The sequence below is a fragment of the Castellaniella defragrans genome (assembly GCF_014203015.1).
Lineage (GTDB): Bacteria > Pseudomonadota > Gammaproteobacteria > Burkholderiales > Burkholderiaceae_B > Castellaniella > Castellaniella defragrans.
In genome coordinates this window covers 21,839-39,341 of the sequence record NZ_JACHIB010000008.1, presented here as the reverse complement: position 1 = coordinate 39,341, position 17,503 = coordinate 21,839, and the positions used below count along the sequence as shown (strand labels likewise).

The window sequence follows — 17,503 nt, the reverse complement described above, 5'->3', positions numbered from 1 at the left end:
GACGGCGAGCCTGGCCGTGAAAACTGGCCATGAAAATGCTTGCCAGAATCTCCGGTCTTGGAGTAAATACGAATGATAATCGTTCCTTGATGCTGCCGACGGCGGTCGGCAGCCCGGGGCGCGCGGCTCGTCCATGGAACGGCAGATGGCCATCACCCTCATTCTCCCCTCGAAGCGCGGCCATGCCGGCGCGCCGCCCGGCCACGATCCGGACGTCTCTCATTTCGACGCTAGCGTCAAACTGGTGGCGGGCATTTTGCATCCGGCCAGCGAAGACTGGCACGAGGAGCCGCTGGAGCAGGGCGTCAAGCTGGTCCTCGTCCAGAGCGGCGAGGTGCGCTGCAGCGCGCCGGGACAAGCGGAACACTGCCTGAAGGGGCCGTCCTTGTGCTTCATCGCAAACGAAGGCGAAAGCTCGACCAGGCAACGCTATGGCCGCGACGCGCCGCTGCGCTACACCATCGTGCGCCTGGGGCGGGAGATCCTCGACCGGGACTGCGGCCTGCTGCCGCAGCCGCTGCTGCCGCGCGGCGGCGGGCCGCGCCTGCTCAGCTGCCCGGCCAGTCGCGCGCTGCAGGCGCTGGCGGCGCAGATTGCCACGTGCCCGCTGGAAGGCGGCGCGCGCGATTTCTATCTGGGCGGCAAGGCGCTCGAGCTGGCGGCCCTGGGCACGCAGCTGCTGTGCACGGAAAGCGGCCGGAGGACTCCCGCGCTTCGCGTCACCTCCAGCGACGTGGAGCGGGTCCATGCCGCGCGCGACCTGCTGTTCGGCGCGCTGCGCGATCCCCCGTCGCTGGAGGCGCTGGCCGTGCGCGTGGGCACCAATCCCCGCAAGCTGACGGCGGGGTTTCGCCAGGTGTTCGGCACCAGCGTCTTTGCATTGCTGGCCGAGCACCGGCTGCGCGAGGCGCACAAGATGCTGTGCGACGAGGAGGCCAGCGTGTCCACCGTGGCCTATCGTGTCGGCTACAGTCCGGCGCATTTCTCCGTGGCGTTCCGCAAGCGCTACGGCGTCTCCCCGAGCGAGCTCAGGGCCGTGGATCCGGCGGATGCGTGCGTCCGCGAGGCCGGCACTTGAGGCGGACGCGTCTGCCGGGCGAACGATCCCAGGATCGATAGGGAAAGACCGGCAATCGAAAGAGTTGAATGAAAATGTAAATGATAATAATAAGAATCATTCAACAAGAGGTAGAAGACATGAATATCGGCGATTGGCCGCCCGCTCCGGCGCTCTGCCTGGGATTGCTGCTGGCGGCCGGTCCGCTGCCCGCGGCGGCGCAGACTGGAAGCGGAGGGGACGCCGCGCCGGCGTCGCCCTCCGAGCTGCCGGCCATCAAGGTGACCGGATCGGCGAAAGAGGCATCCACCACCACGCTCTCCAAGCTGCCGCTGAGCCAGCGGGAGATTCCGCAGTCGGTCGTGGTCATCGACCGCGAGCAGATGGACCAGCAGAACACGTCCACGCTGGAAGACGCCATGCTGCGCGCGCCCGGGGTGGTGGTCCAGCCCTACGTGCTCCTGACGACGGCGTACTACGTGCGCGGCCTGAAGGTGGATTCCTTCGCCTTCGACGGCGTGCCGGTGGCCCTGGGCGGGACGGCCGATTCGCCCCAGGACATGTCGGCCTACGACAGCGTCGAACTGCTGCGCGGCGCCAACGGCCTGATGCAGGGCGCGGGCAATCCGGCGGCCACGATCAACCTGGTGCGCAAGCGCCCGCAGCGTGCGTTCGCCGCCAGCGGCGCGCTGACGCTGGGCAGCTGGAACCGGCGGCGCGCCGAGGTGGACGTCGGCGGTCCGCTGAACGCAGCGGGCACCGCCCGCGGCCGCCTGGCGGCCGCCTACGAGGACCGCGATTTCTTCTACGACCATGCCAGGCGCGAGACCGGTTCCCTCTACGGCATCGCCGAGTTCGACATTGCGCCCGGCACCCTGCTGACCGTGGGCCTGCAGCACCAGTCCATCCGCTCGGTCCCCAACATGGCGGGCGTGCCGATGGCGCGCGACGGCTCCGACCTGGACCTGCCGCGCTCGACCTACCTGGACGTGGACTGGGATCGCTTCGACTGGAAGACGACGCGCGCCTTCGGCTCGCTCGAACGGCGGTTCGGCCAGGGCTGGAAGGCCAGGCTGAGCGGCGAATACCAGACGATGGATTCCGACATGAAGTATGCGGGTTCCTTCGGCGCCATCGACCCCGCCACGGGCGACGGCGGCGCGCTGAATGGCGCGGCCTACCGGTTCCGCAGCGACAACCGCAGCGTGGACCTCAACGTGCACGGGCCGGTGGAGCTGCTGGGGCGCACCCATGAGCTGCTGCTGGGCCTGAGCCATGCCAACGTGACCAGCGACCAGCGCCAGGCCCGGCTGCTCTCGGGCAATGGCGTGCCGGTCAACGTGTACCGCTGGGATCCGTCCAGTGTGCCCGAGCCCGCCGTGGGGCCGTTTCAGCTGTCCAGCGAGACCGACACCACGCAGAAGGGCGCCTATGCCCTGGGGCGGTTCAAGCTGGCCGATCCGCTCACCCTGGTGCTGGGCGGCCGCGTGAGCTGGTGGGACCAGCGCACGCTGACGGCGCGCTTCGATCCCGGCCGGCAGTTCACGCCCTATGGCGGCCTGATCTGGGATTTCGGCCGGAACTGGTCCGCCTACCTGAGCTACGCCGAGGTGTTCCAGCCGCAGACGCGCCTCGCCTTCGACGGCAGCCTGCTCGACCCGGTCGAGGGCAAGACCTACGAGGCCGGCATCAAGGGCGAGCTCGCGGGCGGCGCGCTGAACGTGTCGGCGGCCGTGTTCCGCACCGAGCTGAGCAACAACGTCCAGGTCGATCCGGCCCATCCCTGCGTGGGCTCGACCTGCTATTACATCAATGGCGGCAAGGTCCGCAGCCAGGGATTCGAGTGGACGGCCTCCGGCCGCGTCACGCCGTTCTGGACCCTGTCGGCCGGCTACACCTTCGACACCACGAAATACGTCGAGGATTCGACCCAGAGCGGCCAGTACGCGACGTTCAATCCGAAGCACATCCTGCGCCTGTGGACCCACTACGACCTGCCGTGGCAGGGACGGCGCTGGAGCGTGGGCGGCGGCGTGCAGGTGCAAAGCGAATACAAGGTCGTATCCGGCGGCGCCACCCTGCATCAGGGCGGCTATGCCCTGGCGAACCTGCGGGTGGGATACCGCATCGACAAGCGCTGGACGGCCGCGCTCAGCGTCAGCAACGTCTTCGACCGCAGGTATTACCAGAGCTTCAGCAGCCTGAACTGGAGCAACCGCTACGGGGATCCGGTCAATGCCGCGCTGACGCTGCGAGGCACGTTCTGACGGAGGAATGCGGGAGGATCCGGGGGCCGCCGGCCGTCGCCTCCGTGGCGGCAGGCACCGCAGAGGCGGTTTCTTCTTGACACACATCAATTTTTTTCCTTCAATGTTTGACAAAGTCAAAAGAAGGGGATGGAGATGTCGGAAGGACGGAGAAGCATTTTTCCTGCCGCGGGCGCGGCGATCGGGGCGGTTTTCCTGCTGGCCGCCTGCGATGGCGGCGGCTCCGGCCAGGTGGCCGAGGCGCCGTCCCAGCCCGATAAGCCCAACATCCTGTTCGTCATGATGGACGACGTCGGCATCGACCAGATGAGGTCCTTCGGCTACGGCGGCGCCAATCCCCCGAAGATGCCCAATATGGATGCCGTGGCGCAGGCCGGCATCCGTTTCCGCAATACCTGGTCGCAGCCGGAATGCTCGCCGGCGCGGGCGAGCTTCTTTGTCGGACGCTATCCCACCCGCACCCACACCTACCAGGCGCTGGGCCCCGGCGACCTGGCCAATGCCCAGCTCTCGCCCTATGAAACGGCGGCGCCCCAGCTGCTGCGCAAGGCGGGGTACGAGAGCGCCATGTTCGGCAAGTTTCACCTCGCCGGCCCGGAAAACAACGAGGCGGGCATCGCCACGCCGGCCCTGTTCGGCTGGGACTATTTTTATGGCTGGATCGGCGGGCTGCCCGAATCCATCGATCTGCGGGCCGGCGGCGCCGTGCCGGCCGGCACCTCGAACCAGTGCGGCTTCGTGCCGGGGGCGGCGGCCGCGGACGGGGCCGCGCACGGCGCCTGCCATTTTCCGGACGACAGCTGCCGGCCGGTGCGCAAGGACGCGCCGGAACAGGACGTGGCGGGGCTGCAGTGCCTGGCGGCCGGCGGCATCCTCGTGCCCGGTGCGAGCTGCGCGGACCCGAAGCCGGCCGGCCTGGATTTCTCCCGCTACAACGGCTACTACGTGTCGCCCCTGGTGATCCTGGAAAACGGCCGGGCGGAGCAGGTGCCGCCCGGGGACAAGCGCGCCCGCGGCTATCGCACCACCATCGAGACCGACGCGGCCATCGACTGGATCAAGTCGCGCGCGGCCGGCAAGCCCTGGATGGCCACGGTCAGCTACACCGCGGCGCATACGCCCTGGCAGCAGCCGCCTGCGGCGCTGCTGTCCGACCTGGTCGGCCCCGGCGGCTATCCCGATGCCCACGTGTTCGACAACCTCAGCTGCACCAGCAGCGGATCGGCCGCCGACGTGCTGCGCATGCAGGTCCTGCAGAACCGCATGACCCAGGCGATGGACGCCGAGTTCGGCCGCCTGCTGGTGGAAACCGGGATCGCCGCCCGCAATCCCGACGGCAGCCTGAACTACGATCCCGCGGCCAGCAACACCGTGATCGTCATCGTCGGCGACAACGGCTCGCTGGGTCTGGCCGTCAAGGCGCCCTTCGACAGCTCGCGCGCCAAGGGCACGGCCTACCAGACGGGCGTCTGGGTGCCGCTGATCGTGGCGGGGCGCGGCGTGGCCGATCCCGGCCGCGACGTCGAGCACATGGTCAACGGGGTGGATCTGTTCGAGCTCTTCGGCGAGCTGGCGGGCATCGATGTGCGCCAGGCATTGCCGGCCTCGCGCCCGGTCGATTCCGTCGGCATCCAGGCCTACCTGAAGAATCCCTCGCAGTCGGCCCTGCGCCAGACCAACTTCGCCATCAGCGGCCTGAACCAGCAGGCCGACGGCGGACGCAACGGGCCCTGCGTGGTGACGACCGCGGCGGGCGGCGGCACCTGCATGCAGATCGCCACCTCGAAGTCCGTCTGCGGCGACAACAGCGGCTTCTGGTGGGGCGAGGGGCACGACGACCTCGCGCCCATGGGCGGCGACAACGCCATCGCCTCCTACGGCACCTGCGCCCAGGTGAACCAGGTGCGCTACGGGAACGGCGTGCCCGAGGCCGAGCTGTACACCGTCATGCCCGACCAGTCCGTGGCCGTGCGGGAAGCGCGCTACAAGCTGGTGCGCAATACCTTCAAGCGCTTCGATCCGGTCAAGGGCATCCACGACGAGGTGGAATACGAGTTCTACGAAGTCGATCAGGCCAAGGGCACGCCCCTGCTCGACGAGGAGGGCACGAGCAAGGTCAACCCCGACGGCACCCCCAGGCCGGGCTGGCAGGCCGGGGAGGAAGCCGCCTACAAGGACCTGAAGGACCGGCTCGACCGCCTGATGCAGTCGGCGGTGCTCTGCGAGGGCGACGGCAACATCGACGGGATCGTGGACCAGGCCGACCTGGAGAACTGGCGCCGCATCCACGCCGACTGGGGCAAGTCCAGCGTCTACGATTTCGCGGGCGCCGTCCCCGGCAGCCCGCCCGATGGCTACACGAACGGTCCCGACCAGGACGTCGTCAGCCTGAACCTCGGCAAGACCTGCGTCTATCCCGCCAGTGTCTACTGACCGCCCCCGCCTCCGCCCGCGATTCGTCGCCCTGTCCGCCGCGGTCCTGATCGCCGCGGCGGCGGGGGGCTACGCCTGGTTCCAGGTCCGTGCGCAGGCCGGGCCGGCCGAACCCGTCGCCATCCTCGGCGACGGCAAGGACACGCCCGGGAACATGGCATGGGTGCCGCCCGGCGTCTTCCTGATGGGCAGCGACAGCCGGCTCGCCCAGCGCAACGAGAAGCCGGCCCATCCGGTCCGGGTGAAGGGCTTCTGGATGGACCTCACCCACGTCACCAACGACCAGTTCGCCGAGTTCGTGCGGCAGACCGGCCATGTGACCACGGCCGAGCGCACGCCCGACTGGGAGACCGTCCGCGTCCAGCTGCCGCCCGGCACGCCCAGGCCGCCCGATTCGGTGCTGGTGCCCGGCGCCCTGGTGTTCGTCGGCACGGACAGGCCCGTGAATCTGGCGGACTACAGCCAGTGGTGGCGCTACGTGCCGGGCGCCGACTGGCGCCATCCGCAGGGGCCGGGCAGTTCGATCGAGGGCAAGGGCGACCATCCCGTGGTCCAGGTCAGCTACGCCGATGTGCAGGCCTATGCCCGGTGGGCCGGCAAGCGCATGCCGACCGAGGCCGAATGGGAATATGCCGCGCGCGGCGGCCTGGAGCAGGCCACCTACGTCTGGGGCGACGAGCTGATGCCCGACGGCAAGCCCATGGCCAACTACTGGGATTCCGGCCGCGGCGCTTTTCCCGTCGTCAGCCCCGAGGCGGGCGGCGCCGCCGGCACGCTGCCGGTGATGTCCTTCCCGGCCAACGGCTACGGGCTCTACGACATGACGGGCAATGCCTGGCAGTGGGTGGCCGACTGGTACGACGCGCGCTATTTCGCCCGCCAGGCGCAGGCGGCGCAGGGCAAGCCCATCGCCGATCCGCGCGGCCCGCCCCGGTCCTACGATCCCTCCGATCCGGGCGTCCCGGCCGATGCGCCCAGGCGGGTGATCCGGGGAGGCTCGTTCCTGTGCAACGAAAGCTATTGCCTGGCCTACCGGCCCAGCGCCCGGCAGGCGGCGGACCCCTACAGCCCCATGTCGCACGTGGGCTTCCGGCTGGTGTCCGACGCGCCGCCGCCGGCCTCGCCGTCCGTGCTGGCGCGGCTGTGGCCGCATTGAGACGGAGCGGGGAGGTGGAGCGGACCATGAGCATGCTGTGGGCTTCCTGGAACCTGGGGCAAGCGGCGACTCTGTGCGCCGCCCTGGCTTTCTCCCTGGCCTTGAACGTGCCGCTCGCCCGGGCCGCCTGGCGGCTGCCGCGCGCCCTGGATGGCACCCTGCCGGCCGAGCCGACGGCCGCCCATCGGCTGGGCCGCCGGGCGTTCCTGCTGGCGGCGCCCCTGCTGGCGGTGGCCTGCGCCTGGCGCTTCGGGGCGACCGGCGCGGCCCTGGCCGCGATCGTTTTCGTGTCGGTGCTGCTGGTCCTGGCCTGGATCGACGCCGAGACCGGCTACCTGCCGGACCGCCTGACGCTGCCGCTGCTGTGGCTGGGCCTGCTGGTCAATATGGACGCGGCCTTCGCGCCATTGGCGCATGCCGTGGCGGGCGCCGCGGGCGGCTATCTGGCGTTCTGGTGCGTGGCCGCCGGGTTCAGGGCGCTGACGGGCCGCGAAGCCCTGGGCCGCGGCGATTGCAAGCTGCTGGCGGCCCTGGGAGCCTGGCTGGGCTGGACGGCCCTGCCGCGCATCGTGTTCGTGGCCGCGTGCCTGGGCCTGGCGGTGGCGCTCGCGCGGCGCCTGGCGGGGCGGCTGGCGCCGGGCGAGGCCTTCGGCTTCGGGCCTTTCCTGGCCGCGGCCGGCGTGGCCGCCTTGTGGGGGATGTAGCGGGTGAAGGAGGTGCGGATGGATTCAGCGGCTTGCCGGCGGTCGCTCGACCGGAACGAAGCCCGGCGCGGGAGCCGGCGGCGCGGGCGTGGCGATGGTTTCTTCCATGCCGTCCTGGCTGACGACGATTTCGCCGGCGCGGATCGCGGTCAGGGTGATGCCGGGGGCCAGGTCGTCGCCGATCCGGAAGGCGCGCGCCGGCGCGCCGTCGATCGACAGCACCGCGGTGCTCCGGGCGCCGGCGGCCATCAGGCCGGCGATGCGCACCTGCAGGCGGCCCCGGCCGCTGCCGAACCAGCCTTCCAGGGGGGCCAGGGAAGGCGCCTGGGCGGCGTGCGGCGCCAGCAGCGGCGGCGCCGGAGCGGGGCGCGGCGCCAGCAGCAGGGCGCCCCACAGCCCGATCCCCGCGGCGATCGCCAGCAGGGCGGCGCCGCGCAGCATGCCGGGGGCGTGGCGGCGCAGGGATGCGGCGGCGGGAAGACGGAGGGCGGGCATGGGTCGCGGGTCGCGCTGTCCGGGCTTTTCAGTCTTTTTAGTATAGTGCCGGCTGCGGACTTCGTGCGCCGGCTTCGCGGCGGGACGAGGCGTCCGTCCGGACGGAGCATCATGCAAGCAGGTTTTTCCCTTCCAGGCGCGCCGTCGCAGCGCGGCTTCTCGCTGATCGAGATCATGGTGGTGGTCGTCATCATGGGCATCCTGGCCGCGCTCGTCGTGCCCAACGTCATGGACCGGCCCGACCAGGCCCGGGTGATCGCGGCCCGGCAGGACGTGGCCTCCATCCAGCAGGCGCTCAAGCTCTATCGCCTGGACCATGGCCGCTACCCGAGCGTCGAACAGGGTCTGGAGGTCCTGGCCGGCGGACCGGACGGCAAGTCCCGCTACATGGACCGCGTGCCGCGCGATCCCTGGGGCACGCCCTACCAATACCTGAATCCCGGCGTGCGGGGCGAGGTCGATGTGTTTTCCCTGGGAGCCGACGGCAAGCCGGGGGGCGAGGGCGTGGATGCCGAGATCGGGATCGATGCGCATTGACGCGCAGCGTGGCTTCACGCTGCTGGAGATGATGGTCGTGCTCCTCATCATGGGCATCGCGATGGGGGCGGCCAGCGTGTCCGCGTTCGGCGATCCCGGCATGCGCACGCTGCGCCAGGACGCCCACCGGCTGGCGGGGCTGTTCATGGCGGCGCAGACCGAGGCCCGGGCCGGAGGCGGGCGCATCGCCTGGCGCCCCGGGGCGCAGGGCTACGCCTTCGAGCGGCTGCCGCGTCCTCTGGTGCTGCCGGCCCGGATGGCCGTGCGCTCGGCCGGGGGGCGGGACGACCGCTTCGGCGCGGATTCGCCCCTGCGGCCGCGCTCCTGGCTTTCATCCGGGCCGGTGTCGGTCGACATCCGGCCGGCCGGCGCCCTGGTCTTCGGCGGCGACTGGGTGGGCGCGCCGCTCGAGATCACGCTGAGCGCCGGGGACCGGACGGTGCGGATCTCGCGCTCGGGCAGCGGACATTACGAGGTCCGGCCATGAGCGCGCCGGGCCGCCAGCGCGGCTTCACCCTGATCGAGGTGCTGGTGGCGCTGGCCATCGTCGGCGTGGCGCTGGCGGCCGGCATCCGCGCGCTCGGGGTGGGCATCGGCGGCGCGCAGGCGCTGCGGCTGCGCAGCCTGGCGCTGCAGTCGGCGGAGAACGTCCTGGGGGAAATGCGCCTGCAGGGGGAATTCCCGGCGGTCGGCCGGCATCGCCGGCCCTGTCCGCAGGCGGACCTCGCCCTGCAATGCGAACAATGGGTGCAGGCCACGCCCAATGCCCGCTTCCGCCGCGTGTCGGTGAGCGTGCGGCTGGAGGACGGCCCTGTGCTGTCCAAGCTCGATGGCCTGGCCTCGCGTCTGCCATGAGCATGCCGGGCCGCCCCAGGCGCGCACATGGGCGCCCGCGCCACGCGGGCCGGCCGGCGGGCGCCGCGCCCGGCGCCCAGCGGGGATTCACCCTGATCGAGGTCCTGGTCGCCCTGGTGCTGCTGGCGCTGCTGGGCCTGATTGCCTGGCGCGGGCTGGATGCCGTCCAGCGCGTCTCCGGGCGGCTCGACGCGCGGGCCGAGGAGACCCTGTCGCTGGTCAGGGCCTGGAGGCAGCTGGAGCGCGACCTGCGCCGGCATGCCGGGGAGGACGTTCTGCCCGCCTGGCGGGCGGCCGAGGGCGGACCGGACCGCGCCGGCCTGGCGTTTCCCGCGCCGGGCGTGGCCTGGGCCCGCGCATCCGGGCTGCTGCTGGTGCGCTCGACGGATGACGGCCGCTGGCAGCGGCTGCACTGGTACGTGAACCAGGGCGTCCTCTACCGGGCGGCCGGCGCGCCTTCGGACCGCCTGCCCCTGCCCGGACCCACGGACGCGGTCGCCGTCCTGGACGGCCTGCGCGCCTGGTCGCTGCGCGAATGGCGCCATGGCCAGGGCTGGACGGACCCGCAGGCTCCGCCGGCCGATGCCTCCGGCGCGGGTCGCGGCGCGGCGCGCCCGGGGACGGACGCCGCGCAGGCAATGGCGGCCGTGGGTCTGGAAATCGTGCTGCTGCGCCAGGAAGCCGGCGAGCAACGCGCCTATCGCAAGGTGGTGGTGCTGCCATGAGACATCCTGTGACAGGCTCCGGCGGCGAGACCGAGGTTTTGCGCGGCACGATGCCGCTTGGGATCGTAGGGGGTTCCGTCGATCCGGGCACGCCGGATCGCACGCACCCGAGCCCGCGCCCATATGCGCGGCACGGAGGCGGTCCGGCGGGCATCGCCGCCCGGTCCTCCCAGCGCGGCATGGCGGTGATCGCCGCCATGCTGGTGGTGATCGCGGCCGCCGCGCTGGCCACGGCCTTGATCGAAGGGCAGGGCCGGCTGGTGAGGGTGCTGGCGACCGAACGGCACCTGGCCCAGGCGCACTGGGTGCTGCGCGGCGGGCTGGACTGGTCGCGGATCATCCTGCAGCTCGACGCGCGCGAGAACGCCACGACCCGGCTCGACGGCCTGTGGACCCAGCCGCTGGCGGATCTGCCCGTGGGGCCGGCCGACGACCCCGGCTCCGCCCTGTTCTCCGGCCGCATCGAGGATGCGCAGGGCAAGTTCAATCTGCGCGACCTGGCCGCGAACGGGCAGCCCAGCCCCGCCGCCGTGCGGTCGCTGGAACGGCTGCTGCAGTGGCTGGGACGGGATCCCGCCCTGGCTGGCGCACTGGCGCGGCGGGTGGCCGACAGCCAGCCGGCGCCGGGGCGCGCGCCCGCCGCCATGGGGCTGCGCGGGGTGGACGAGCTGCAGTGGGTCGCGGGCCTGGGACCGGCGGGGGTGGAAGCGCTGCGGCCCTACGTGGTCTACCTGCCGGAGACCGTGCCGCTCAATGCCAATACCGCGCCGGCCGAGGTGCTGGGCGCCGTGATCGAAGGGCTGGGCCTGGCCGGCGCGCGGGGCCTGGCCGCCCAGCGCGACCGGGGGCTCTGGTTCGTCAACCGGGGCGATCTCCTCAATCGCCTGCCGGAACTGCAGGCCGGCCAGGCGCGGCGCCTGGACGTGCGCAGCGACTGGTTCAGCGTCGCGGGGCAGGTCGTGGTGGGTGATACGATGGTCGGGCTGCGGGCCCTGCTCCAGCGCGACCGGCAGGGGAGAGCCTCGGTCCGCTGGGTCAGCTATGGATAAGAAGAACATGAGACAACACATGCGGCTGCTGCTGCCTCCCCTTTCCGAACTGACGCCCGCCACGCCGCTGGCCTTCGCGCTCGTGGGGCGCGATGGGCGTCTGCTGCGCTCGGGCGCGCTGGGCCTGCGGTCGCTGGCCGCGGTGGCGGGCGCGGGGCCGGTGCACGCCATCGTGCGCGACGAGGACGCGGTCGTCGCCCGCATCACGGTGCCGCCCGTCCCCGCCCGGCGGCTGGGCGACGCGGTGCGCGGCAGCGTCGAGCCCATGGTGCTGTCCGACCTCGACCGCCTGCGCGTGGCCCATGGGCCGCGCCAGCCCGACGGCGCGGTGGCCGTCGCCTGGACGGCGCGCGAACCCCTGGAGCGGGCCTGGTCGCTGCTGACGTCCGCGGGCCTGCGCGTCGAGTCCCTGGTGCCGCATGCCCTGGCGCTGCCCGCGGACGATCCGCATCCCGGCCGCGTGCTGGAGCTGCCGGCGGGACCCCGCTGGCTGGCCCCCCTGCCGGCCTGGTCCTTCGTCGATCGGGAGCTGCGCGCCGCGGGCGGGGCGGGACGCTGGCGCCGGCCGCTCGCCTGGGCCGCCGCGGCGGGCGCCGTCTGGATCCTGGGGCTGAACGCCTATGCCGCCCGGCAGGGGCGCGAACTGGAGGATTTGCGCGAATCCATGCGCCGGACCGTGCAGCAGGCCTATCCGCGCATTCCCGTGGTGATCGATCCGCTGCGCCAGGCCCGCCAGCAGCGCGACGCGCTGCGGCTCGCCGGCGGCGGCGAGGCCGCCGACGATTTCATCCCGCTGGCGCTGGCGGCGGCCGAGGTGCTGGACTTCGCGCAGGGGCACGTGCTCGGCCTGCGCTACGCGGACGGCCGCCTGACGCTGACGCTGGCCGAAGGCTACCGGCCGCCGGCGGACGAAGCGGCGCTGGCGCGGACGGCGGCGGAGCGGGGCATCCGGCTGGCGCGCGACGAGACCCGGCCCCATGTCTGGCATGCCGGCCGTCCGGATGCGTCGGAGGGCACGCGTCGTCCGGCCGGGGAGGCGGGATGAGCGGGCCGCATGCGCAGCGCTGGCGGAACGCCTGGAACGCGCGGGCGCGGCCCGCGCTGGGCCGCTGGCATGCGGCCTGGCGGCGGCTGAGCCCGCGCGAGCGGCGCCTGCTGGGCCTGGCGGTCCTGCTGCTGGGGGTCGCCGTGCTGTGGCTGGCGGCCTTGCGTCCCGCGATCGGGACGCTGCGGCAGGCACGGGAACAGCTGCCCGTGCTGCGGGCGCAGGCGGCCGAGCTGGAGGCCGTCGTGCTGGAATCCCGGGCGCTGGGGCGCGAACGGCGCGGCGCCATGACCCTCGAAGAAACCGCCGCCGCGCTGCAGGAAAGCCTGCGGCGGGCCGGCCTGCAGGCGCACGGCCGCTTCGGCCCGGTGCGCGCGGTCGACGGCGCGATGCGGCAGCCGCTGACGGTGGAGCAGGCGCCCGCCGCCCGCTTGCTGGCCTGGCTGGCGCAGTTGCCTGAGATCGCCCGGGTGCGGGTGCATCGCCTCGACCTGGCGCGCAGCCACGTCGGGGGGCGCGACCGTCCCGGCCTGCTGAGCGGCAGCATCGAGCTGGCGCTGCCGGCAGGGAGCCCGCCATGAGCGCGCCCAATCGAGTTCGGCGCGCGCATGGGGACGCGTCCGGCGATGGCCGCGCGACGAGCCGCGCGGCGCGCCTGGCCGGCGTCCTGGCGCTGGCCGGCGCGGCCCTCCTGGCCGCGGCGGGCGTGCTGCCGGCCCGCTGGGCCATGGCCTGGGTGCCGGACGGCGCGCCCGTCACGCTGGTCGATGCCCAGGGCAGCCTTTGGTCGGCGCAGGCCACGCTGGCCGTCGGCGCCGGCCCGCTGCGGCGCAGCCTGCCCGAGCCGCTCCACTGGCGCTTCGCGTTCGCCGGCGGACCGCGCGTGTCGGTGTCGCATGCCTGGCTGGGCGGCCCGCTGGAAATCCGCCCGGCCTGGGGCGGCGTACGCATTTCCGGCCAGACCCTGCGGGTGCCGGCGGCGCTCCTGACGACTCTGCATGCCGTGTTCAACACCCTGGAGCCCGAGGGAGACCTCCTGCTGCAATGGCCCGACCTCGTGGTCGGCCGCGGCGGGCCCGAGGCCGCGCCGGGAGGGGAACTGCTGCGGATCCGGTGGCGGCAGGCCGGGTCCGCCTTGAGCCGCATCAGGCCGCTGGGCGACTACCGCCTCTCGGTGGCGGCCGCCGCCGGCCCGGAGCCGGGCTTCGCCCTGCGATTGAGCACGGAGGACGGTCCTCTGCGGCTGGACGGCGCCGGAACGTGGTCGCCTTCCGGCCGTCTCGTCTTCGACGGCCGGGCCTGGGCCGACGCCTCGGCATCCCCCGACACGCGGGTCGCGCTGCGCCGCCTGCTGGACACCCTCGGGCCCCGAACCGGTCCCGACGGAGCAACCCTTCTGCGGATTCGTTCATGAAAAGAGAGACTGCCCGATACCTGCCCCTGCTGCTGTCCGTGCTCGCCCTGGGAGGCTGCGCGGTCCCGGACGCCGCGCGCCAGGCCCAGGAATCGCCGCTGGTGGTCCGCACCTCGGTGGGGTCGGCGCCGCCCGTGCCCGTCGGGCGCCCGGCGAGGGCCGATGAGCCCCGGCAGGCGCCGCGCCCCCGCCGGCTGCAGCCCATCGCGGAACGGCCTGGGGCCTCGGCCGCCGCCCCCGGCGCCGGCGCGGACGGGCCGATGACCCGGCTCAATTTCCAGGAGGCCGATCTGGGCGCGGTGGTCCGTGCCCTGGCCAGCTTCACGGGGCGCAATTTCCTGGTCGATCCGCGCGTGCGCGGCCAGCTGACGCTGGTGTCGGATGCGCCGGTCGATGCCGATACGGCGTATGCCATGCTGCTGGGCGCCTTGCGCATGCAGGGCTTTGCCGTGGTGGAAGTCGGCGGCGTCAGCCGCGTCGTGCCCGAGGCCGACGCCAAGCTGCTGGGCGGGGCGGTGGTGTCCGGCGCGGAGCCGGCGCGCCGCGGCGAACTGCAGACCCGCGTCTTCGCCCTGCGCTACGAGAACGCCGCCGATCTGGTGCCGGTGCTGCGCCCCCTGGTGGCGGCGAACAACACCCTGGCCGCGCAGGAAGGCAGCAATTCCCTGGTCGTGACCGACTATGCCGACAACCTGGAGCGCATCGCCCAGATCATAGCCCGCATCGACACGCCGCTGGCGGTGAACACGGATGTCGTGCCGATCGAATACGGCGTCGCCCTCGACGTGGCCGCCCTGGCGCAGCAGCTGCTGCAGGACGGCAGCGGGCGCAAGACCCGGGACGTGTCCGTGCTGGCCGATCCCCGCAGCAATTCGGTGCTGCTGCGCGCCATCACGCCCGAGCGCCTGAAGCAGGCGCGCCAGCTGATCCTGCGTCTGGACACGCCCGAATCCCGCACCGGGAATCTGCATGTCGTCTACCTGCGCAACGCCCAGGCCAGCCACCTGGCCGAGGTGCTGCGGGGAGCGCTGACGGGGCAAGGCGGAAGCACCGATGCCCTGGACGGACCGCCGCTGTCGGCCACGCAGGCGCAGACCGGGCTGCCCGCCGCCGCGCTCTCGTCGTCCCAGGGAGAGGGCGCCGCGGCGGCGCTGCCGGCCGCCGACGCCCGCAGCATGGCCTTCTCCGCGGGAGGCGCCACGATCCAGGCGGATTCCGCCACCAACACCCTCATCATCTCCGCGCCGGAACCCCTGTACCGCAGCCTGCGCGAGGTCATCGACCTGCTCGACCAGCGGCGCGCCCAGGTGCTGATCGAAAGCCTGATCGTCGAGGTGAACGCCGACAAGGCCGCCGAGTTCGGCGTGCAGTGGATGGCCGGCGGCAACAGCCTGAACGGCGACGGCGCCGCCTTCTTCGGCGGCGCCAACCTGGGCGGGACCGGCATCGGCCTGGACACGGCCACCCGCACCACGATCGACGCCCTGGGCCAGGGCCTGAACCTGGGCGTCATCAACGGCACGGTCAACGTCATGGGCACGCAGATTCTCAATCTCAGCGTGCTCGCCCGGGCCATGCAGAGGCACGGCGGCGTGAACGTCTTGTCCACGCCGAACCTGATGACGCTGGACAACGAGGAGGCCAGCATCATCGTGGGCAATACCGTGCCGTTCGTGACGGGCTCCTACACGACCTCGGGCGACGGCGCCAGCAATCCCTTCCAGACCGTGCAGCGCGAGGACGTGGGCCTGACCCTGCGCATCCGGCCGCAGATCTCCGAAGGCGGCACGGTCAAGCTGGCCCTCTACCAGGAGGTCAGCAGCCTCGTCCCGACCGCCTCGCAGAACGGCACCTCGGACGTGACCCGCAAGCGGGCGCTGGAGACCAGCGTGCTGGTCGACGACGGCCAGATCATCGTGCTCGGCGGCCTGCTGGAGGACAGGATGGACGATTCCACGTCGTCGGTGCCCCTGCTGGGCGACATCCCCGTGCTGGGCAACCTGTTCAAGTACCAGAAGCGCAACCACACCAAGACCAACCTGATGCTGTTCTTGCGGCCCCACATCGTGCGCACCGCCCAGGACGGCGCCCGCCTGACGCTCGACCGCTACAACTTCATGCGGGCGGCCCAGGCCGGCCTGCCGGTCCAGGCGTCCTGGCTGATGCCGGACGACGTCATGACCGATCTGCCCGCGCTGCAACGCGATCCCGGCACGGGCCTGCTCGACCTGCGCGGCTTCCGGCGCGCCGACGAAGCCGCGCCGGCCGCCGGCGCGCCCGCGGACCCGGACGCTGCTCCGGCGGTGGCCGCGCCGGTCGGCCGGCCGGGGGCGCGATGAGCGCGCCGGGCCGCCGCCTGCCCTATGCCTGGGCGCGCGCCTGGCGCGCCCTGCTGGAGACCGGGGCGACGGGCGAGACGCTGACGGTCTCGGCGCGCACGCCCGCCTGGGCCCTGGCCGAGATCCGCCGGGTGCACGGCGCGGTCCCGCTGCGCACGGTGTCCGACGCGGAGCTCGACACCCTGCTCGCCGCAGCCTACGCCCATGCCGGGGATGCCGCCGCCATCGTCGACGAGGCGGCCCTCGACGTGGATCTGGACCGCCTGCTCCAGGACCTGCCCGAGGTCGAGGACGTGCTCGATACCCGCGAAGGCGCGCCGATCATTCGCATGATCAACGCCCTGTTCACCCAGGCCGCCCGCGACGGCGCCAGCGACATCCACATCGAGCCCTTCGAGGCTCACTCGGTGGTGCGCTACCGGGTGGACGGCACGCTGCGCGACATCGTCAGCCCGCGCCGCGCCCTGCACAACGCCCTGGTGTCGCGGATCAAGGTCATGGCCAGCCTGGACATCGCCGAAAAACGCCTGCCGCAGGACGGGCGCATCGCGCTGCGCGTGGGCGGCCGGCCCATCGATGTGCGGGTCTCCACGCTGCCCACGGGGCATGGCGAACGCGTCGTCCTGCGCCTGCTCGACAAGGAGGCGGGGCGGCTGCGGCTGGAGCGGCTGGGCATGTCGCCCGCCGTGCTGCGGGGGCTCGACGCGCTCATCAGGCGGCCCCACGGCATCGTGCTGGTGACCGGGCCGACCGGCAGCGGCAAGACCACCACGCTCTACGCCGCCCTGAGCCGGCTGGACGCCGCCACGACCAACATCCTGACGGTCGAGGACCCGATCGAATACGATCTGCCCGGCATCGGCCAGACCCAGGTCAATCCGCGCATCGACCTGACCTTCGCCGCGGCGCTGCGGGCCATCCTGCGCCAGGATCCCGACGTGGTGATGATCGGCGAGATCCGCGACCTGGAGACCGCCGAGATCGCCGTCCAGGCCTCCCTGACCGGCCACCTGGTGCTGGCCACGCTGCACACCAACGATGCCGTGTCGGCGGTGACCCGCCTGCTGGACATGGGCGTGGAATCGTTCCTGCTCGCCTCCACGCTGCAGGGGGTGCTGGCCCAGCGGCTGGTGCGCAAGCTGTGCGTCCATTGCCGGCGGATGCGGGCCGACGGCACGGCCGAGCGCGATCCGAAGGGATGTCCGGCCTGCGGCCACACCGGCCACAGCGGGCGCACCGGCGTGCACGAGCTGTTCATGCTCGACGACACGCTGCGCGCCATGATCCACGAGGGCGGCGGCGAGCAGGCCCTGCGCGAGGCCGCCCGGCGCGGCGGCATGCCGGACCTGCGCCAGGATGGCGAGCGCTGGATCCGCGCAGGCGTCGCCGCCCGGGCCGAGATCGAGCGCGTCGCGCGCGATCCGTGA

General features: G+C 72.5%; 16 protein-coding genes. 15 read left to right on the top strand and 1 reads right to left on the bottom strand.

What is annotated here, in order from left to right; translation table 11 throughout:
- Nucleotides 1-145 precede the first annotated feature (145 nt).
- The 5 genes from HNR28_RS08015 to HNR28_RS07995 all read left to right on the top strand — a co-directional run bounded on the left by HNR28_RS08015 (nucleotide 146) and on the right by HNR28_RS07995 (nucleotide 7,617).
- Nucleotides 146-1,078 (top strand): helix-turn-helix transcriptional regulator, encoded by a 933-nt coding sequence (locus tag HNR28_RS08015; RefSeq protein ID WP_151024053.1) that lies wholly within the window; start codon nucleotides 146-148, stop codon nucleotides 1,076-1,078.
- Nucleotides 1,079-1,197: 119 nt separating this feature from the next.
- On the top strand, nucleotides 1,198-3,324 hold the full coding sequence (locus HNR28_RS08010; RefSeq protein WP_151024054.1) for a TonB-dependent siderophore receptor: 2,127 nt from the start codon (nucleotides 1,198-1,200) through the stop codon (nucleotides 3,322-3,324).
- 135 nt (nucleotides 3,325-3,459) lie between these two features.
- Nucleotides 3,460-5,757: a sulfatase-like hydrolase/transferase gene (locus HNR28_RS08005; RefSeq protein ID WP_151024055.1), complete on the top strand. Its 2,298-nt coding sequence runs from the start codon at nucleotides 3,460-3,462 to the stop codon at nucleotides 5,755-5,757.
- Complete coding sequence (locus tag HNR28_RS08000) at nucleotides 5,747-6,913, top strand: formylglycine-generating enzyme family protein (RefSeq protein WP_052355731.1); 1,167 nt, start codon at nucleotides 5,747-5,749, stop codon at nucleotides 6,911-6,913. The genes HNR28_RS08005 and HNR28_RS08000 overlap by 11 nt, the downstream gene beginning before the upstream one ends.
- A 26-nt stretch (nucleotides 6,914-6,939) precedes the next feature.
- Complete coding sequence (locus HNR28_RS07995; protein ID WP_052355732.1) at nucleotides 6,940-7,617, top strand: prepilin peptidase; 678 nt, start codon at nucleotides 6,940-6,942, stop codon at nucleotides 7,615-7,617.
- A 24-nt stretch (nucleotides 7,618-7,641) separates the two neighbouring features.
- Here the strand turns inward: HNR28_RS07995 and HNR28_RS07990 are convergent, their stop codons facing one another.
- Complete coding sequence (locus HNR28_RS07990; RefSeq protein WP_043682255.1) at nucleotides 7,642-8,112, bottom strand: type II secretion system protein N; 471 nt, start codon at nucleotides 8,110-8,112, stop codon at nucleotides 7,642-7,644.
- A gap of 111 nt (nucleotides 8,113-8,223) precedes the next feature.
- Here HNR28_RS07990 and gspG point away from each other — a divergent pair, with 111 nt between their 5' ends.
- The 10 genes from gspG (at nucleotide 8,224) to gspE (ending at nucleotide 17,503) form a co-directional block, all read left to right on the top strand.
- Nucleotides 8,224-8,649, top strand: a complete 426-nt coding sequence (gspG, locus tag HNR28_RS07985) for a type II secretion system major pseudopilin GspG (protein WP_043682258.1) — start codon at nucleotides 8,224-8,226, stop codon at nucleotides 8,647-8,649.
- Nucleotides 8,639-9,136 (top strand): GspH/FimT family pseudopilin, encoded by a 498-nt coding sequence (locus HNR28_RS07980; protein ID WP_170288540.1) that lies wholly within the window; start codon nucleotides 8,639-8,641, stop codon nucleotides 9,134-9,136. Before gspG ends, HNR28_RS07980 begins: the two co-directional genes overlap by 11 nt.
- Nucleotides 9,133-9,504 carry a type II secretion system minor pseudopilin GspI gene (gene gspI / locus HNR28_RS07975; protein WP_043682261.1) on the top strand — a complete coding sequence of 124 codons (372 nt, stop codon included), beginning with the start codon at nucleotides 9,133-9,135 and terminating at the stop codon, nucleotides 9,502-9,504. The genes HNR28_RS07980 and gspI overlap by 4 nt, the downstream gene beginning before the upstream one ends.
- Nucleotides 9,501-10,229: a PulJ/GspJ family protein gene (locus tag HNR28_RS07970; protein WP_170288539.1), complete on the top strand. Its 729-nt coding sequence runs from the start codon at nucleotides 9,501-9,503 to the stop codon at nucleotides 10,227-10,229. Before gspI ends, HNR28_RS07970 begins: the two co-directional genes overlap by 4 nt.
- Nucleotides 10,230-10,408: 179 nt before the next feature.
- Nucleotides 10,409-11,278 (top strand): type II secretion system minor pseudopilin GspK, encoded by an 870-nt coding sequence (gene gspK / locus HNR28_RS07965; RefSeq protein WP_151025517.1) that lies wholly within the window; start codon nucleotides 10,409-10,411, stop codon nucleotides 11,276-11,278.
- Nucleotides 11,279-11,285: 7 nt separating this feature from the next.
- Nucleotides 11,286-12,323: a type II secretion system protein GspL gene (gspL, locus tag HNR28_RS07960; protein ID WP_170288538.1), complete on the top strand. Its 1,038-nt coding sequence runs from the start codon at nucleotides 11,286-11,288 to the stop codon at nucleotides 12,321-12,323.
- Nucleotides 12,320-12,904, top strand: coding sequence for a type II secretion system protein GspM (gspM, locus tag HNR28_RS07955; protein WP_052355736.1), 585 nt, complete (start codon nucleotides 12,320-12,322; stop codon nucleotides 12,902-12,904). Before gspL ends, gspM begins: the two co-directional genes overlap by 4 nt.
- Nucleotides 12,901-13,737, top strand: coding sequence for a type II secretion system protein N (gspN, locus tag HNR28_RS07950; RefSeq protein ID WP_184142736.1), 837 nt, complete (start codon nucleotides 12,901-12,903; stop codon nucleotides 13,735-13,737). The genes gspM and gspN overlap by 4 nt, the downstream gene beginning before the upstream one ends.
- A complete protein-coding gene (gspD, locus tag HNR28_RS07945; protein WP_184142719.1) occupies nucleotides 13,734-16,076 on the top strand; it encodes a type II secretion system secretin GspD in 2,343 nt (780 codons plus the stop codon). The genes gspN and gspD overlap by 4 nt, the downstream gene beginning before the upstream one ends.
- Nucleotides 16,073-17,503, top strand: coding sequence for a type II secretion system ATPase GspE (gspE, locus tag HNR28_RS07940; protein WP_151024702.1), 1,431 nt, complete (start codon nucleotides 16,073-16,075; stop codon nucleotides 17,501-17,503). The genes gspD and gspE overlap by 4 nt, the downstream gene beginning before the upstream one ends.

Bases quoted from the DNA above. Each gene is read 5' to 3' on its own strand.
- HNR28_RS08015 (WP_151024053.1), top strand. From the start codon at position 146: ATGGCCATCACCCTCATTCTCCCCTCGAAGCGCGGCCATGCCGGCGCG.
- HNR28_RS08010 (WP_151024054.1), top strand. From the start codon at position 1,198: ATGAATATCGGCGATTGGCCGCCCGCTCCGGCGCTCTGCCTGGGATTG.
- HNR28_RS08005 (WP_151024055.1), top strand. From the start codon at position 3,460: ATGTCGGAAGGACGGAGAAGCATTTTTCCTGCCGCGGGCGCGGCGATC.
- HNR28_RS07995 (WP_052355732.1), top strand. From the start codon at position 6,940: ATGAGCATGCTGTGGGCTTCCTGGAACCTGGGGCAAGCGGCGACTCTG.
- HNR28_RS07990 (WP_043682255.1), bottom strand. From the start codon at position 8,112: ATGCCCGCCCTCCGTCTTCCCGCCGCCGCATCCCTGCGCCGCCACGCC.
- gspG (WP_043682258.1), top strand. From the start codon at position 8,224: ATGCAAGCAGGTTTTTCCCTTCCAGGCGCGCCGTCGCAGCGCGGCTTC.
- HNR28_RS07980 (WP_170288540.1), top strand. From the start codon at position 8,639: ATGCGCATTGACGCGCAGCGTGGCTTCACGCTGCTGGAGATGATGGTC.
- gspI (WP_043682261.1), top strand. From the start codon at position 9,133: ATGAGCGCGCCGGGCCGCCAGCGCGGCTTCACCCTGATCGAGGTGCTG.
- HNR28_RS07970 (WP_170288539.1), top strand. From the start codon at position 9,501: ATGAGCATGCCGGGCCGCCCCAGGCGCGCACATGGGCGCCCGCGCCAC.
- gspK (WP_151025517.1), top strand. From the start codon at position 10,409: ATGGCGGTGATCGCCGCCATGCTGGTGGTGATCGCGGCCGCCGCGCTG.
- gspL (WP_170288538.1), top strand. From the start codon at position 11,286: ATGAGACAACACATGCGGCTGCTGCTGCCTCCCCTTTCCGAACTGACG.
- gspM (WP_052355736.1), top strand. From the start codon at position 12,320: ATGAGCGGGCCGCATGCGCAGCGCTGGCGGAACGCCTGGAACGCGCGG.
- gspN (WP_184142736.1), top strand. From the start codon at position 12,901: ATGAGCGCGCCCAATCGAGTTCGGCGCGCGCATGGGGACGCGTCCGGC.
- gspD (WP_184142719.1), top strand. From the start codon at position 13,734: ATGAAAAGAGAGACTGCCCGATACCTGCCCCTGCTGCTGTCCGTGCTC.
- gspE (WP_151024702.1), top strand. From the start codon at position 16,073: ATGAGCGCGCCGGGCCGCCGCCTGCCCTATGCCTGGGCGCGCGCCTGG.